This is a genomic window from Arsukibacterium ikkense (assembly GCF_000987775.1).
GTDB lineage: Bacteria > Pseudomonadota > Gammaproteobacteria > Enterobacterales > Alteromonadaceae > Alishewanella > Alishewanella ikkense.
In genome coordinates, this window is record NZ_LAHO01000006.1 from 178,183 (window position 1) to 192,683 (window position 14,501).

The 14,501-nt window shown below is 50.6% G+C and carries 17 protein-coding genes; 9 read left to right on the forward strand and 8 right to left on the reverse strand.

Annotation, left to right across the window (positions count from 1 at the left end):
- The first annotated feature begins 7 nt into the window (after positions 1-7).
- Entirely contained in the window at positions 8-1,459 is a 1,452-nt protein-coding gene (locus WG68_RS08215; protein ID WP_046557180.1) for a TrkH family potassium uptake protein, read from the forward strand.
- A 36-nt stretch (positions 1,460-1,495) separates the two neighbouring features.
- Here the strand turns inward: WG68_RS08215 and trkA are convergent, their stop codons facing one another.
- From trkA to def, 4 genes are read right to left on the reverse strand one after another with little or no spacing between them, the layout of a single operon-like run.
- Complete coding sequence (gene trkA, locus WG68_RS08220) at positions 1,496-2,872, reverse strand: Trk system potassium transporter TrkA (protein WP_046557181.1); 1,377 nt, start codon at positions 2,870-2,872, stop codon at positions 1,496-1,498.
- A complete protein-coding gene (gene rsmB, locus WG68_RS08225) occupies positions 2,869-4,203 on the reverse strand; it encodes a 16S rRNA (cytosine(967)-C(5))-methyltransferase RsmB (RefSeq protein ID WP_046557182.1) in 1,335 nt (444 codons plus the stop codon). The genes trkA and rsmB overlap by 4 nt, the downstream gene beginning before the upstream one ends.
- Positions 4,200-5,171 carry a methionyl-tRNA formyltransferase gene (gene fmt, locus WG68_RS08230; protein WP_046557183.1) on the reverse strand — a complete coding sequence of 324 codons (972 nt, stop codon included), beginning with the start codon at positions 5,169-5,171 and terminating at the stop codon, positions 4,200-4,202. The genes rsmB and fmt overlap by 4 nt, the downstream gene beginning before the upstream one ends.
- A gap of 13 nt (positions 5,172-5,184) precedes the next feature.
- Positions 5,185-5,700 (reverse strand): peptide deformylase, encoded by a 516-nt coding sequence (gene def, locus WG68_RS08235; RefSeq protein ID WP_046557184.1) that lies wholly within the window; start codon positions 5,698-5,700, stop codon positions 5,185-5,187.
- Positions 5,701-5,823: 123 nt separating this feature from the next.
- On the opposite strand from def, the gene WG68_RS08240 reads away from it, so the two are divergent.
- From WG68_RS08240 to WG68_RS08255, 4 genes are read left to right on the forward strand one after another with little or no spacing between them, the layout of a single operon-like run.
- Positions 5,824-6,933, forward strand: a complete 1,110-nt coding sequence (locus WG68_RS08240) for a LysM peptidoglycan-binding domain-containing protein (RefSeq protein WP_046557185.1) — start codon at positions 5,824-5,826, stop codon at positions 6,931-6,933.
- Positions 6,934-6,957: 24 nt separating this feature from the next.
- A complete protein-coding gene (gene dprA / locus WG68_RS08245) occupies positions 6,958-8,049 on the forward strand; it encodes a DNA-processing protein DprA (RefSeq protein WP_046557186.1) in 1,092 nt (363 codons plus the stop codon).
- Positions 8,050-8,051: 2 nt separating this feature from the next.
- On the forward strand, positions 8,052-8,525 hold the full coding sequence (locus WG68_RS08250; protein ID WP_046557187.1) for a DUF494 family protein: 474 nt from the start codon (positions 8,052-8,054) through the stop codon (positions 8,523-8,525).
- Positions 8,526-8,540: 15 nt separating this feature from the next.
- Entirely contained in the window at positions 8,541-9,098 is a 558-nt protein-coding gene (locus tag WG68_RS08255; protein ID WP_046557188.1) for a DNA topoisomerase family protein, read from the forward strand.
- Here the strand turns inward: WG68_RS08255 and WG68_RS08260 are convergent.
- Together WG68_RS08260 and purE are read right to left on the reverse strand one after the other, a co-directional pair.
- Positions 9,095-10,231: a 5-(carboxyamino)imidazole ribonucleotide synthase gene (locus WG68_RS08260; RefSeq protein ID WP_046557189.1), complete on the reverse strand. Its 1,137-nt coding sequence runs from the start codon at positions 10,229-10,231 to the stop codon at positions 9,095-9,097. The two genes, WG68_RS08255 and WG68_RS08260, sit on opposite strands and share 4 nt — an antisense overlap.
- Positions 10,232-10,241: 10 nt before the next feature.
- Entirely contained in the window at positions 10,242-10,733 is a 492-nt protein-coding gene (purE, locus tag WG68_RS08265; protein WP_046557190.1) for a 5-(carboxyamino)imidazole ribonucleotide mutase, read from the reverse strand.
- Positions 10,734-10,833: 100 nt separating this feature from the next.
- Here purE and WG68_RS08270 point away from each other — a divergent pair, with 100 nt between their 5' ends.
- Together WG68_RS08270 and hemF are read left to right on the forward strand one after the other, a co-directional pair.
- The gene (locus WG68_RS08270; RefSeq protein ID WP_046557191.1) at positions 10,834-11,394 is read left to right on the forward strand and encodes an L-threonylcarbamoyladenylate synthase; all 561 of its coding nucleotides are present in this window, start codon (positions 10,834-10,836) and stop codon (positions 11,392-11,394) included.
- A gap of 7 nt (positions 11,395-11,401) precedes the next feature.
- Entirely contained in the window at positions 11,402-12,328 is a 927-nt protein-coding gene (gene hemF, locus WG68_RS08275; RefSeq protein ID WP_046557225.1) for an oxygen-dependent coproporphyrinogen oxidase, read from the forward strand.
- Here hemF and WG68_RS08280 read toward each other — a convergent pair.
- A complete protein-coding gene (locus tag WG68_RS08280) occupies positions 12,318-12,740 on the reverse strand; it encodes a group II truncated hemoglobin (RefSeq protein WP_235357700.1) in 423 nt (140 codons plus the stop codon). The genes hemF and WG68_RS08280 overlap by 11 nt on opposite strands.
- Positions 12,741-12,769: 29 nt before the next feature.
- Here WG68_RS08280 and aroE point away from each other — a divergent pair, with 29 nt between their 5' ends.
- Both aroE and WG68_RS08290 read left to right on the forward strand, forming a co-directional pair.
- Positions 12,770-13,585 (forward strand): shikimate dehydrogenase, encoded by an 816-nt coding sequence (gene aroE, locus WG68_RS08285; protein WP_083981833.1) that lies wholly within the window; start codon positions 12,770-12,772, stop codon positions 13,583-13,585.
- Positions 13,582-13,818 carry a DUF1488 family protein gene (locus tag WG68_RS08290; RefSeq protein WP_046557193.1) on the forward strand — a complete coding sequence of 79 codons (237 nt, stop codon included), beginning with the start codon at positions 13,582-13,584 and terminating at the stop codon, positions 13,816-13,818. The genes aroE and WG68_RS08290 overlap by 4 nt, the downstream gene beginning before the upstream one ends.
- On the opposite strand, the gene WG68_RS08295 is transcribed toward WG68_RS08290, so the two are convergent.
- Positions 13,815-14,354: a gamma carbonic anhydrase family protein gene (locus WG68_RS08295; RefSeq protein WP_046557194.1), complete on the reverse strand. Its 540-nt coding sequence runs from the start codon at positions 14,352-14,354 to the stop codon at positions 13,815-13,817. The genes WG68_RS08290 and WG68_RS08295 overlap by 4 nt on opposite strands.
- Positions 14,355-14,501 lie beyond the last annotated feature (147 nt).

The following is a 14,501-nucleotide window of genomic DNA, read 5'->3' on the forward strand; positions in this document are numbered from 1 at the left end:
GGACGCTATGCAATATCGCTCAATTATTAGGATCCTTGGGCTGCTGATCGCCATTTTCAGCATTACCATGATCCCGCCGGCGTTAGTCGCTTACGGTTATAAAGACGGTGCCGGTGTACCCTTTATTTTATCTTTCCTGTTATGTTTGGCCATGGGCTTTAGCATCTGGTACCCCAATCGTAGCTATCGCTCTGAGCTGAAAGTACGGGACGGCTTTTTAATCGTGGTGCTGTTCTGGACCGTACTGGGCGCTGTGGGGGCTATTCCACTACTGCTGACCAGTAACCCTGATTTGGGCGTAGCCGACGCGTTCTTTGAAGCCTTCTCCGGCCTGACCACCACGGGCGCAACGGTATTAACCGGCCTGGAAACGCTGCCAAAAGCCATTTTGTATTACCGGCAGCAGTTGCAGTGGCTCGGTGGCATGGGGATCATTGTGTTAGCCGTGGCCATTTTGCCACTGTTGGGGGTAGGGGGCATGCAGCTGTACCGGGCTGAAACACCAGGCCCGGTGAAAGACAATAAAATGACCCCGCGCATTGCCGATACTGCCAAGCACCTTTGGTATATTTATCTGGCATTAACCATTGCCTGCGCGCTGGCATTTTATCTGGCGGGTATGTCGGTATTTGATGCTATTTGCCATGCCTTTTCCACCGTCGCCATTGGCGGTTTTTCTACCTACGACGCCAGTATCGGCTATTTTAACAGCGCTACCATCAACACTATTTGTGTGGTGTTTTTATTGATCAGCGCGGTTAATTTTCCACTGCACTTTGCCGCCGTGCGCGGTAAAAGCGTAGCCACGTATTTTCGTGATCCGGAATTTAAAGTGTTTTTAGGCATCCAGGCAACACTGGTACTAATTTGCTTTTTAGTACTGCTTAATACCAACGTTTACCAAAGCGGTGGTGAAGCATTGAACCATGCGGCGTTTCAGGCGGTGTCGATCTCAACGACTGCCGGTTTTACTACCGATGGCTTTTCGACCTGGCCACTGTTTCTGCCTATATTGCTCATTTTCTCCAGCTTTATTGGCGGTTGCGCCGGCTCAACCGGTGGTGGCATGAAAGTGGTCAGGGTATTTCTGTTGTTTTTACAGGGCAGACGTGAGCTAAACCGTCTGGTGCACCCACGGGCGGTCTATGCCATTAAACTGGGTCGCCGACCGGTAGAAGACCGGATCGTTGAAGCGGTATGGGGCTTTTTTGCCGCTTATGCTGTGGTGTTTGTCATTATTATGCTGCTACTGATACTAACAGGCATGGACAATATCAGTGCATTTACTGCCACCGCTGCCTGCTTAAATAATCTGGGGCCCGGCCTTGGCGAAGTCGCCGCCAACTTTGGCTCAATTCCTGATGCGGCCAAATGGCTGCTGATGCTGGCGATGGTATTTGGCCGGCTGGAAATATTTACCTTATTAGTGCTGTTTACGCCAACCTTCTGGCGCGACTAAGCTGCCTCTTTATGTCGTTTGGCGATATGCGCTGGTTTAGATAAATATAGCACTGACCTGAAACAGCTTTTCTACTTCGACGATATGTTTTTTGTTCACCATAAACAAAATAACATGGTCGTCAGTTTCAATAACGGTGCTGTCGTGGGCAATTAATACTTCATCGCCGCGCACTATGGCACCTATGGTAGTGCCAGGCGGCAATTTTAAGTTGCCAATAGCTTTGCCCGCCACCTTACTGGTACTGCTGTCGCCCCGCACCACCGCTTCAATGGCTTCGGCCGCACCACGGCGTAATGAGTACACATTAACAATATCACCCCGGCGAATATGCGTGAGCAATGCGGAGATGGTGGCTTGCTGTGGCGAGATGGCAATATCGATTTCGCCACCTTGCAGTAAATCAACATAGGCGCCGCGTTTAATCAGTACCATAGTTTTCTGGGCGCCCATTCTTTTCGCCAGCATCGCCGACATAATATTGGCTTCATCGTCGTTGGTCACGGCAATAAATACATCAATTTGTTCGACGCTTTCTTCTTCCAGCAGCTCTGGATCAGAAATATCACCGACATACACCAGGGTGCTGTCGAGGCTGGATGCCAGGAACTCAGCACGCTCTTTACTACGTTCAATCAGTTTAACGCTGTGGGTTTTTTCCAGTGCCCGGGCCAGGCCAAAACCGACATTGCCACCGCCCGCGATCATAATCCGCCGGTAGCTGCGTTCCAGCTTTTGCAGTTCGCTCATCACCGCCCGGATATGCTTGGTGGCGGCGACAAAAAACACTTCATCATCGGCTTCAATAATAGTGGTGCCTAACGGTTTAATTGCATTACCACGCCGGTAAATAGCTGCTACCCGGGTTTCAATGTTCGGCATATGCTCTTTTAACGCCGACAAAGCATGGCCTACCAGCAAGCCACCGTAATAGGCCCTTACTGCGACCAGGCTTACTTTGCCTTCAGCAAACTCCACCACCTGCAAGGCCCCGGGGTAATCAATTAGCCGCCGGATATAATTAGTGACCAGTGCTTCAGGGGCAATAAAGTGATCGACCGGCATATCATCTTTATGAAACAGCTCGTCGCGATATTTTAAGTACTGATTAGTACGAATGCGGGCAATTTTCAGCGGCGTATTAAACATGCTGTAGGCAACCTGGCAGGCAACAATATTGACTTCGTCACTGTTGGTTACTGCCACAATCATATCAGCATCTTCAGCGCCGGCTTTTTTCAGCACGTCAGGGTGGGAAGCGTGGCCATGTACAACTTGTAAATCATACCTGTCCTGCAGGTTGCGTAATTTATCCAGGTTGGTGTCTACCAGAGTAATGTCGTTTTGTTCACCGACCAGGTTCTCAGCGAGGGTAGCGCCAACCTGGCCAGAGCCTAAAATAATGATTTTCATCCGCTGTGGTTATCCTGTGGCGCTTTTTGCAGTAGCGCATAATAAAAGCCATCACGGTTATGCTGGCCCGGTAATAACTGCCAACCTGGTTTACCGGCGACATCAGGCTCAGCATTGTGTTGCGAAGGCATTGTTTGCAAGCTGGCATCCGTATTCTGGCTTAAAAACAGACTGATTTGTTCGTGGTTCTCTGCTGGTAATACACTGCAGGTAGCGTAGAGCAACTTGCCACCTGGCGCCAGCAGCGCCCAGCATTGTTGCAAAATTTGTTGTTGCAGTTGCACCAGTGGCGTTATATCACTTTTTTTGCGCAACCAGCGAATATCCGGGTGGCGGCGAATGACACCAGTGGCAGAGCAGGGCACGTCCAGCAAGATCTTGTCAAACAGCTTGCCATCCCACCAGCTAGCAGGATTGGCCGCATCTGCCGCCAAGACATTTGCCGTCAGACCTAACCGCTGCAGGTTTTCCTGTACCCTTATCAACCGGGTTGGATCTTTATCTAACGCGGTGACGTTAGCAGCTGGGGCCAGTTCCAGTAAGTGGCAGGTTTTGCCACCCGGGGCGCAACAGGCATCGAGAATGCGCTGGCCATTTTCTGGTGCCAGTAACCAACCGGCATATTGGGCGGCGGCATCCTGCACTGAGAACCAGCCTTGCTGATAGCCTGGTAAGGCGGTAACGTCACTGGGTGTATCAAGTAACACGGCTGTGGGCAGGTGAGTTAATGGCTGATTGTAAGCTATGTCTTCTTCAGCCAATGCGCTACAAAAGGCCTCAGTGCTGATTTGCTGGGTATTTACCCGTAACCAGAGCGGTGCTTTGTGCTGATTAGCCTCGAGCAGGCTTTGCCACTGCTCGGGATATGCTGCCTGTAGCGCGCTGATAAGCCAGCCTGGATGGTTAAACTGCACGGCCTGGCTGGCCTGGTTGAAATCAAATAACTGTGGCTGGCGCTGTACATTGCGCAGTACACCATTAATTAATTTGGTAAGTGACTGGCCTTTTAACTCGCGGGCAGCCTCTACCGTTGCGTTAATGGCGGCATGATCGGGCACCCGCATAAAGTGCAGCTGATAAATACCAACATAAATTAAAAACTGCAGTACCCGGAAGTTTTTAACCAGCGGCTTTTGCATTAATTGCGCGCATACTTGCTCGAGTTGCGGCAGAGTGCGCATTACCCCAAAGCACATCTCCTGCAGCAGCGCTTTATCCAGCGGGTTAACAATTTGCTGCTGGGCTTTGGGTAACACATCCGATAAAGAACGACCCTGATCAATCACCTGATAGCAGCATTGGGCAGCCAGTGCCCGGCAATCGCGGCTCATGTTGTTGGCAACAAGGGGGTAGCCAATACATTGCGGCCAACCGCAAACCAGTCAGCGCGGCCATTTAGAAAGTCGGCAGCAGCCATCGGTTTTTTACCTGGAGGCTGCAGCGTAGTAAGTACTAACACACCGTCGGCACACGCAATCTCGATACCCTTCTTACTGGCTGCCACTATGTCGCCTGCTGCTGCCCGGTGATCGGTGCTATACCAGCTGGCCTGCCAGATTTTTACGGTACCCTGTGGCAGTTGCAAATAGCTTGCTGGCCAGGGATTAAAGGCCCGGATTTCCCGGCTGAGTGCTTCAGCACTTTTGGTGAAATCGAGCAGGCCTTCATCTTTATGCAGCTTTTCTGCGTAGCAGGCTTCACTATCGTTTTGCGCTTGGGCCTGCGCCTGCAAAGCAGGAAGTTGCGCCAGCGCATCCAGCAAGGACTTAGGGCCAAGCCCGGCCAGACGTTCATATAAACTGGCACTGGTATCGGTAGCGCCAATGTCACAACGAACTTTACTTAGCATGGGCCCGGTGTCTAAACCCTGATCCATTTGCATAATGGTAATACCGGTTTGCTGATCGCCGGCCCAGATCGCTCGTTGAATCGGTGCTGCACCACGCCAGCGTGGCAGTAAAGAGCCATGGACATTAATACAGCCCAGCCGGGGGCTTTGTAATACTGCAAGCGGTAATATTAACCCATAGGCTACTACCACCATCACATCCGCGTTTAGCGCAGCAAGTTCTGCCTGGGCCTCGGCTTTTTTCAGCGACTTTGGCTGATAAACCGGCAGTTGATGTTGCATTGCCAGTTGCTTTACTGCACTGGGTTGCAATTTCTGGCCGCGCCCGGCGGGACGGTCGGGCTGGCTATATACCGCGACAATCTGATGGTCGCTGTTAATCAGAGCCTGCAAATGGCGGGCGGCGAAGTCGGGGGTGCCGGCAAATATAATACGTAAAGACTGAGTCACTGGGTATCCTGTATTACAGCGCGTGGCGCTGGGCCATTTTGGCTTCTTTTTCGAGTTTTTTGCGAATACGTTCGCGCTTTAGCGGCGACAGGTAATCGATAAACAACTTGCCAAGCAGATGATCCAGTTCATGTTGCAAGCAAATGGCCAATAAGCCGTCTGCGGTCAGTTCAAACGGCTGGCCATCCCGGTCAAGTGCTTTCACTTTAACAGTGGCGGCTCGTTCAACAGAGGCATAATTCTGCGGTACGGATAAACAGCCCTCTTCATAGCTGGTGTTGCCGTCACGCTCGGTTATTTCCGGGTTGATTAACACCAGCGGTTCATTACGATCTTCTGATAGATCAATAACAACGACCCGCACATGCACATCTACCTGCGTGGCCGCCAGGCCAATGCCATTTTCATCGTACATGGTATCAAGCATATCGTTAACCAATTGCTTAATCTCAGGGGTCACCGCTGTAACTGGTTTTGCTACAGTGCGCAATCTTTCATCAGGAAAATGTAGAACTTTTAAAACTGTCATAACACCTACAAAAATATGCTTTATTTCAATGGTTGTGATATGTTTTAATTTTAGCCATTAATCTGCTGTATTAACAGCATAGTGTGCAATAATTACAACAAGAATAAGTTCAAGGAAGCAGGCATGCTGAAAAAAATTGCAATATCTGTCATCGCGCTGTTTTGTTGGTTGTCTTTCAGCCTGCAAGCTGACGTGCTGAAAATTAGAGAGGATGCTCCTGCTTCCTATGTGGTAAAGAAAGGTGACACCCTGTGGGATATCTCCGCAATGTATCTTAATCAGCCATGGTTATGGCCACAATTGTGGCAAATGAACCCGCAGGTTGATAACCCACATTTAATTTATCCGGGTAATGTGCTGACATTAACGTTTGACAGTATGGGGCGGCCCCGCTTGTCAGTAAACGAAAATGTGAAGCGCCTATCACCGGTAGCCCGCAAAACGGTTAAAGGCGATGGTGCTATTACTACCCTGCCACTTAGCATGATCAGGCCGTTTCTGACGTACGAACAGGCGCTGAATGAAGAACAAATTGAAGCCCTGCCTTATATCCTGGGTACCAATACGGCCACTAAGATGGCGGCGGAAACCCATACCGTTTATGTTAAAGGGGTTTTGCAGCCAGGCACCTCGTATGGGGTATATCGTAAAGGTAAGCCTTATGTTGATCCAGATAGCGGCTCAGTATTGGGTTACGAAACCAGCCTGATTGCTACGGCCCGGGCTTTCCGTCCAGGGCGTGTAGCGACAGACGATAGCCCTACAGAGGCGGCGTCGATGCAGGTGTTGAGTGTTAAACGTGAAATTAAGCAGGGCGATAGAGTGATGCCTGCGCTGGAAGGGCAGTCGTTACCCGCGTTTTTCCAGATAAGCAAGCCTGATTTTGACGTGAGCGGTACTATTATTGATACCACATCGCAGCTGCGGGAATTTTCGAAGATGGATATCGTGGTGTTAAACCGCGGTTTGATTAACGATATGAAAGCCGGTCAGATGCTGGGTATTTATCGGCAGTCACCTGCGGTTATTGATGGCAAAAATGGCCCTGTGTATGTAGAAGATGCCAGTAAGTTAGATAAGATGCTGCGTAACTTTGGCGATAACAGTATTAGCATGCCGCGGGAGAAAGTGGGTGAGCTAATGGTGTTTAAAGTAGCCGAGCGGGTAAGTTTTGCCATTGTGATCAGTACCCGCCGTCCGATCCGGGTTGGAGACGCTATCGCCAACCTGTAATTAACCTGTTGGAGCCAGTTTGCCATGGATGAAATCCGCAACTGGCTCGCTTTAGCCTCTGTGCATGGCCTGGATGGCCTGAAGTTCCAACGCCTAAGCGAGCACATTCCGCTGGCCGAGCTGGTCAGCTTACCTATCAGTACTTTACGTAATGTTGGCTTTACCCCGCGCCAGGCTGAATTGCTGGCAGTGCATAGTCAGCGCCGGGCTGATCTGGCGCTGGAATGGTTAGCGCAATCGCCTGAGCATCATGTGGTGACATACCACGACCCGCGTTATCCGCCGTTGCTAAAACAAACCAAACAACCGCCGTTACTACTTTTTGTTAAAGGCCTGGCCGAGCTATTGCCCCGGCAGCAACTGGCGATGGTCGGTACCCGCCAGCCAACGCCCACCGGGCGTAAGGTTGCCCAGAATTTTGCCGCTGAGTTGGTACAACAAGGTTATATGGTGACCAGTGGCATGGCGCGGGGCATTGACAGCGAAAGCCACAAAGGCGCTTTGCAGGGGGGCGGTTTTACTATTGCCGTGCTGGGGCATGGTCTTGAGCAAATCTACCCGGTTACTAACAGGGCACTGGCTGAGCAAATAGTGGCTAATGGCGCTTTAGTTAGTGAGTTCTTCCCGGATATTCAGGCCAGGGCCGAGTTTTTTCCACAACGTAACCGCATTGTGGTTGGCTTAAGTTCGGCTACCATAGTGGTAGAAGCGGCGCTGAAAAGCGGCTCGTTGATCAGTGCTAACCTGGCCGCAGAATATAACCGCGATTTGTTTGTGGTGCCGGGGTCGATATACAGTAGGCAATCGGCCGGTTGTCACTGGTTAATTCAACAAGGGGCTAAACTTGTCACCAGTGTGGCCGATATCCTGGAAGAGTGGCAGTTTTTTGCCCAGAATGGCTTAAGTACTTTAGCGTTGGATGAAAAAAAGTTTACGCCAGACTTGTCTGCGCAGCAGTTGTTGGCTAACGTAGGAGATGACGCTATTGCAATTGATGTGATTGCAGAGCGGTCTAACATGTCAGTGACAGACGTATCCATTACCTTGCTGCAGCTGGAAATAGCGGGTGAGGTGGCAGCAGTACCCGGTGGTTACATAAGAGTGAGGAGTGCCTGATTATGTTTGATATCCTCGTTTATCTGTTTGAAAACTATATACATAATGAATCTGATATTTATGTTAACCATGCGGATCTGACCAAAGAGCTCAGCCGTGCCGGCTTTCATGATGACGATATTTTTAAAGCGCTCAAATGGCTTGATAGCTTGTCTGCGTTGCAGGAAAGCCACATTAAGCCCTACTTAACCAAAGTTAACTCTACTGCCGTAAGAATTTATACTGCAGAAGAGCAGCGCAAGCTGGATGTTACCGATCAGGGTTTTTTGCTGTTTTTAGAGCAGATTAATGTGCTGGATGCCAACACCCGCGAAATGGTAATAGACCGGGCAATGGATCTGGATAGTGCAGCCCTTAGTCTGGAAGATTTAAAGTGGTTGGTACTGATGGTGCTGTTTAATGTACCAGGGCGGGAAACCGCGTACGCTCAAATGGAAGATTTAATTTTTGATGAACCTGACGGGCTGCTGCATTAAGCGGCCCTTACTTATATGACCGATGATGCTCCGCTGTTCAAGCTGCCGCATCAGCAGCAGCTTTGCCCGTTATGTCAAAGTGCATTACAGATAAAGTCCTCAAAAAACGGCCCTTTTCTGAGCTGTAGTGCTTATCCTGTGTGTCACTATATTAAACCACTGCACCAGCATGAGCATGCAGTGGTAAAAGTGCTGCCAACAGAAGCTTGCCCGCAGTGTGGTGCCGCGCTGGCCGTTAAAAACGGCCGTTATGGGATGTTTATTGGCTGCACTGGCTATCCGGCTTGTAATTTTGTGGTTGACCAACATGAAGAGAATAAAGACATAGCGCAACTAGACTGTCCAAAATGTAAAAAAGGCCAGTTGACTGAACGCATCAGTAAATTTGGCAAGCATTTTTATGGTTGCGACCGTTACCCGGATTGTCGTTTTTTGCTTAATGATAAGCCGCAACAAGGAGTTTGTTATTGTTGCGGCTTTGAGATGTTAGTTGTGAAAAAAGACGCGCTGTACTGTGCTAAAAAAGGTTGTGAGAAAAAGCAGCCGGCCAATGCGACCGGCGTGACAGCTTAGTCGTTGAGCTGGCTCAGCATTTGTTCCAGCTCTGGAAAAGCCGCTGATGGCAGCAAGTCGATAAGCTTAGCAAAACGGGCTTTTAACTCAGCTGGCGAGTTAGCCGATAAGTTGATATGGCCCATTTTCCGGCCTGGCCGTTTATCTTTGCCATACCAGTGAAGATGCAAACCTGGCATGCTGAGAATCGCCTCAGGTACCGTATCTTCACCCAGAATGTTAATCATCAGAGTGGGGCGTAGCAGCTCGGTGTTGCCCAGCGGTAAACCGGTCACTGCCCGCAGCTGATTTTCAAACTGACAAACATCTGCCCCTTGCTGAGTCCAGTGGCCTGAATTATGAACTCTGGGCGCAATTTCATTGACCAGTAAGTTACCTGACACGTCAAAAAATTCTATGGCCAATACCCCAACGTAGTTCAGACCATTGGCTATAGCAGTAAACATCTGTTCTGCTTGTTGTTGCAGTGGCTTGCTGACAGGCCGGGCCAAAGACACGCTCAGTACACCATTGACATGATGGTTTTCCGTCAACGGGTAAACTTTAACTTCGCCACTCGCCGCTCTTGCACCCACCAGTGACAGTTCGCGGTTAAAACCAATAAATTGCTCAGCAACTATGGCTTGCTTGCTGTCTGCTGCCAGGAAATCGGCCATTTGCTGCCAAACCGCTTGGGCTTGTGCCGGGTCTTTCAAGCGCCACTGGCCTTTGCCATCGTAGCCAGCCAGCGCGCTTTTAAAAACCAGTGGCAGGCCAAGACTGGCTATCGCCTGCTTAAAATCGGCTTCGTTGTTAATTACTCTGTAACTGGCACTGGCTACGTTGCAGCGTTCTAACAACGCTTTTTCCAGTCGCCGGTCGCCACCGGCTTGAATAGCTTTGCTGCCAGGCAAGAATTTACCACTTTGCTGGCACTGTTCCAGTACGGGTAACGGAATGTGCTCAAACTCCGCTGTGATCACATCGGCATCTGCTATTGCCCCCGCCAGACCAGTGCCCAACTGGTGTTGGGTTAGCGGATGAACAATGGCATCCGTATTGACATCGTAGGCACTGATCCGGAGATTAAGGGGTGCTCCGGCCAATGCCATCATCCGCGCCAGTTGGCCTGCGCCCAGTACTAATACTTTCATACTATCACCTTCATAAGGCCACCTGGGATGGATCGGGCTGGCTCAGCACCTGCTCAGTTTGTGCTTGTCGAAAAGCATCAATTTTTATCATCAGCGCCGGGTTGTGAGTTGCCAGAATTTGCGCGGCCAGTAAGCCTGCATTAGCCGCACCGGCTTCACCGATGGCCAGGGTGCCCACTGCCACGCCTTTGGGCATTTGCACTATGGATAATAACGAGTCTATACCTTTTAGCGCTTTAGATTGCACCGGCACACCCAGCACCGGTAGGCTGGTAAAGGCGGCCGCCATGCCGGGCAAATGCGCTGCACCACCGGCGCCGGCAATAATCACTTTTAAACCACGGCTGGCGGCGCTACTGGCATAATCTGCCAGCAGCTGTGGCGTGCGATGCGCGGATACCACCCGGGTCTCATAGCTGATACCAAAGGAATCAAGCATATCTGCTGCCAGCTTCATGGTTGGCCAGTCTGAGGTTGAACCCATTATAATACCCACTTGCATGCCGGTTTCCTTCTGAACTTAATGAACTGAATTGACTAAGGCGCTATTATAGCGGCAACTGAGTCTGAATAGAATTTTTACTGTAAACAGAGGTAACTTGATGGGCGGGTGCAGCGTAGCTACAGCAGTAGAGTTATTACAGCAGGGAGAGGTGATCAGTTACCCAACTGAGGCTGTTTATGGCCTGGGTTGTGATCCGGATAACGAGACGGCCGTGTTGAAATTGCTAGCTATAAAGCAACGGCCGGTTGAAAAAGGCTTAATTCTGGTAGCTGCTACATACTCACAGCTATTGCCTTATGTCGATGACAAGGCCATTCCACAGGAAAAACGCTACCAGGTTATCTCCAGCTGGCCGGGGCATGTCAGTTGGGTGTTACCTGCCAGCAAAACCGCCCCTAAATGGATTACCGGTCAGTTTGATAGCATAGCGGTGCGGGTTAGCGCCCATCCGGTGGTGCAGCAGTTGTGTCAGCAATATGGTAAGCCGCTGGTGTCAACCAGTGCCAATTTAGCCGGTGAGCCTGCCATAACCGATTATCAGCAGCTGCTGGCCACTATGGGCTTAAAAGTGGCCGCTATTGTTGAGGGCGCCCTGGGCGGCGCGGCGCAACCGAGTCAGATCCGCAATGCCGTTAGCGGCGAGATAGTAAGGAATTAATGTGACGATAAGCCAGCCACAGCAGCATTTAAGTGCAGTGCAACAGTTTTTGCAGCAATTGCAAGACGCTATTTGCCAGGCGCTGCAGCAGGCCGATGGCAAAGGCCATTTTGTTGAAGACGCCTGGCAGCGGCCCGAGGGTGGCGGTGGCCGCAGCAGGGTATTGACCAATGGTGCGGTGTTTGAACAGGCCGGGGTGAATTATTCGCATGTGTTTGGCGGGCAAATGCCAGCGTCTGCTACCGCCCACCGGCCAGAATTAGCCGGGCGCAGTTTTCATGCCTGTGGCGTGTCTTTAGTGCTGCACCCGCATAACCCGCATTTACCCACAACCCATGCTAATGTGCGGTTTTTTATAGCCGAAAAAGAGGGCGAGGCGCCGGTTTGGTGGTTTGGTGGAGGTTTTGATTTAACGCCGTATTACCCCTATGAAGAAGATGTGGTGCATTGGCATCAGACCGCCAAGGCTGCTGTCGACCCTTTTGGTGCTGAGTATTACCCGGCTTATAAAAAATGGTGTGACGATTATTTTTACTTAAAACACCGTGGCGAAACCCGCGGCGTGGGTGGCTTATTTTTTGATGACTTAAATGCGGCAGGCTTTGCGCATAGCTTTGGTTTAATGCGAGCTGTCGGCGAGGCCTTTTTACCGGCCTATTTGCCGTTAGTGCAAAAACGCAAAGATACGCCCTTTACCGAACAGCAGCGCCAATTTCAGCTATACCGCCGTGGTCGTTATGTCGAGTTTAACCTGGTGTATGACAGAGGCACCTTATTTGGCTTGCAAAGTGGTGGTCGTACCGAGTCTATTTTAATGTCGATGCCGCCGCTGGTACGCTGGCAATATGGCTACCAGCCTGAACCGGGTAGTGCCGAGGCGCTGCTATATCAGCGTTATTTAAAGCCGCAGGATTGGCTTGGTGTTAGCAATTAATCATATGGCTCGCCAGTTGGCCTATCGACTGGCGAATACCACTCCGTAAGACTTTGTTTTCTACTACCTCATCCAGCGCCTGATCCATACAAAACATCCATTGGTTGCTCAGCTGTTCATTTACCTGAAACGGTAGATGACGGGCACGTAGCCGCGGGTGGCCATATTTTTGCTCAAACAGTGGCGGACCACCGAGCCAACCGGATAAAAACTCAAAGAACTTCTGCCGGATGTTATCAAGTGGCCGTGGGTGAATAGCATATAACTCAGCCGCCTCCGGGGCACTTGCCATAATGTCATAGAAGCGGTTAGCTAATAGCCGCACTGTTGGCTCACCGCCAAGCATGGCGTAGGGGGTTTGCTCGGGTGTAGGATGTTGCTTGCTATTTGCTGTGGTTTTATTAACAATCATCTGTACTAACTTCTTGATGGACATCAGTTGTGGACCGTTATGCTGTATTTGGTAATCCGATAGGCCAGTCAAAGTCACCTTTTATCCATAGCCAGTTTGCATTGCAATGCGGGCAGTCACTGCAATACGAGGCTATTCTAGCACCGCTGGATGGCTTTGCCGACAGCTGGCGTGACTTTGTTGCCGGCGGCGGTAAGGGTGGTAATGTCACTGTGCCTTTTAAAGAGCAGGCGTATCAACTGGCAGAGGTACTATCAGCGCGGGCGCAACAGGCGGGGGCGGTTAACACCCTCTATCTGAATGCGCAAGGCCAGCTTTGTGGCGATAATACTGATGGCCTTGGCCTGGTGGCCGACTTAACGCGGTTAGGGATTAGCCTGGCAGGCTGTACTGTATTACTGCTTGGCGCCGGTGGTGCCAGTCGTGGTGTTATTGGCCCTTTGCTGGACGCGGGCGTTACATACCTGGTGGTAGCAAATCGCACAGTCAGTAAAGCCCAGGCCATTGCAGCGAATTTTGACAGCCGGGTGCAGGCCTGCAGTTTGCAGGCTATACCAAAGCAAACTTATCGGCTGCTGATTAATGCCACCTCATCGGGCCTGGCGGGTGAACGGCCTGATATCGATATCAAGCATCTTAATGGCTGCCAGCTCGCGTATGACATGGTATATGGCGCTGAACCGACAGCCTTTATGCAGTGGGCCAAACAGCACGGCGTACCACAGCAGGCAGACGGGTTGGGCATGTTGCTATCACAGGCCGCGGCGGCCTTTAACATCTGGCGTGGCGTCACACCGGATATTGAACCTGTGCTGGCAATGTTAAAGCTGCAACTTAAAGCATGAACCAGCAACTGATCTTTAATAATGACTTTCAGTACGATGCGTCGCGTCAGGCCGTGCGCTTTAGTTGCCTGCTGGCGGGCTTAAAAGTGAACTGCTATATTGCTCTGCCCGGCAATAGCGAGGCTACGCAGTTTCTGGCCGCTGTTACAGCAGACGCTTTTAGCTGGGAAGACCGCGCCGAACAGGCCATTGCTAATGATAACTTTAATGACGCGGCTGAAATCTGGCTTTAATTGCTACGCTCTGCTAAATACTCGTTCTTCAGAATGACATAATTAGCGGCAGATTCGGTTAGAAACGCTTTTTCTGCTTCATTTAAAGGCCGGGCCTGTTTAACCGGACTTCCCACATATAAATAGCCGCTTAGTAATCGCTTACCGGGTGGTACCAGGCTGCCCGCGCCAATAATCACCTCATCTTCTACTACCACATCATCCATGACAATGGCGCCCATGCCCACCAAAATGCGATTACCTAACATGCAGCCATGCAGCATTACCTTGTGGCCAACGGTAACATCTTCACCGATAATCAGGGCGCTGCCATCAGGTTTGCCGTTGCTTGGTCGTGATAAGTGCAGCACTGTGCCATCCTGGATATTAGTACGGGCGCCGATCCTTATATAATTCACATCGCCACGGGCGGCGACAAGAGGCCAAATACTGACGTCGGTGGCCAGCTCAATATCACCCACCAACACACTGGACTCATCTACATAAACTCCGGCGGCCAGTTTTGGCAGTACCCCTTTATAAGCTCTAATAGACATAATGATCTCCCAGTCGGCAACATTGCTAAGTTATTGTGCAATAAATGCTGTTAAAAAGCACGGTTCGTTGAAACTTTGTCCGAACGATCTGAAAAGTGCACATTTTCTATTTGAAAGGCTTGCGCCAATTCTTAAACGCCCTATAAT

Excerpts from the sequence above, each read along its gene's own strand:
- WG68_RS08270 (WP_046557191.1), top strand. The coding sequence starts at position 10,834 with ATGGGCGGGTGCAGCGTAGCTACAGCAGTAGAGTTATTACAGCAGGGA.
- trkA (WP_046557181.1), bottom strand. The coding sequence starts at position 2,872 with ATGAAAATCATTATTTTAGGCTCTGGCCAGGTTGGCGCTACCCTCGCT.
- WG68_RS08290 (WP_046557193.1), top strand. The coding sequence starts at position 13,582 with ATGAACCAGCAACTGATCTTTAATAATGACTTTCAGTACGATGCGTCG.
- WG68_RS08260 (WP_046557189.1), bottom strand. The coding sequence starts at position 10,231 with ATGAAAGTATTAGTACTGGGCGCAGGCCAACTGGCGCGGATGATGGCA.
- WG68_RS08215 (WP_046557180.1), top strand. The coding sequence starts at position 8 with ATGCAATATCGCTCAATTATTAGGATCCTTGGGCTGCTGATCGCCATT.
- WG68_RS08255 (WP_046557188.1), top strand. The coding sequence starts at position 8,541 with ATGACCGATGATGCTCCGCTGTTCAAGCTGCCGCATCAGCAGCAGCTT.
- dprA (WP_046557186.1), top strand. The coding sequence starts at position 6,958 with ATGGATGAAATCCGCAACTGGCTCGCTTTAGCCTCTGTGCATGGCCTG.
- WG68_RS08280 (WP_235357700.1), bottom strand. The coding sequence starts at position 12,740 with ATGATTGTTAATAAAACCACAGCAAATAGCAAGCAACATCCTACACCC.
- WG68_RS08295 (WP_046557194.1), bottom strand. The coding sequence starts at position 14,354 with ATGTCTATTAGAGCTTATAAAGGGGTACTGCCAAAACTGGCCGCCGGA.
- WG68_RS08240 (WP_046557185.1), top strand. The coding sequence starts at position 5,824 with ATGCTGAAAAAAATTGCAATATCTGTCATCGCGCTGTTTTGTTGGTTG.
- WG68_RS08250 (WP_046557187.1), top strand. The coding sequence starts at position 8,052 with ATGTTTGATATCCTCGTTTATCTGTTTGAAAACTATATACATAATGAA.
- def (WP_046557184.1), bottom strand. The coding sequence starts at position 5,700 with ATGACAGTTTTAAAAGTTCTACATTTTCCTGATGAAAGATTGCGCACT.
- purE (WP_046557190.1), bottom strand. The coding sequence starts at position 10,733 with ATGCAAGTGGGTATTATAATGGGTTCAACCTCAGACTGGCCAACCATG.
- rsmB (WP_046557182.1), bottom strand. The coding sequence starts at position 4,203 with ATGAGCCGCGATTGCCGGGCACTGGCTGCCCAATGCTGCTATCAGGTG.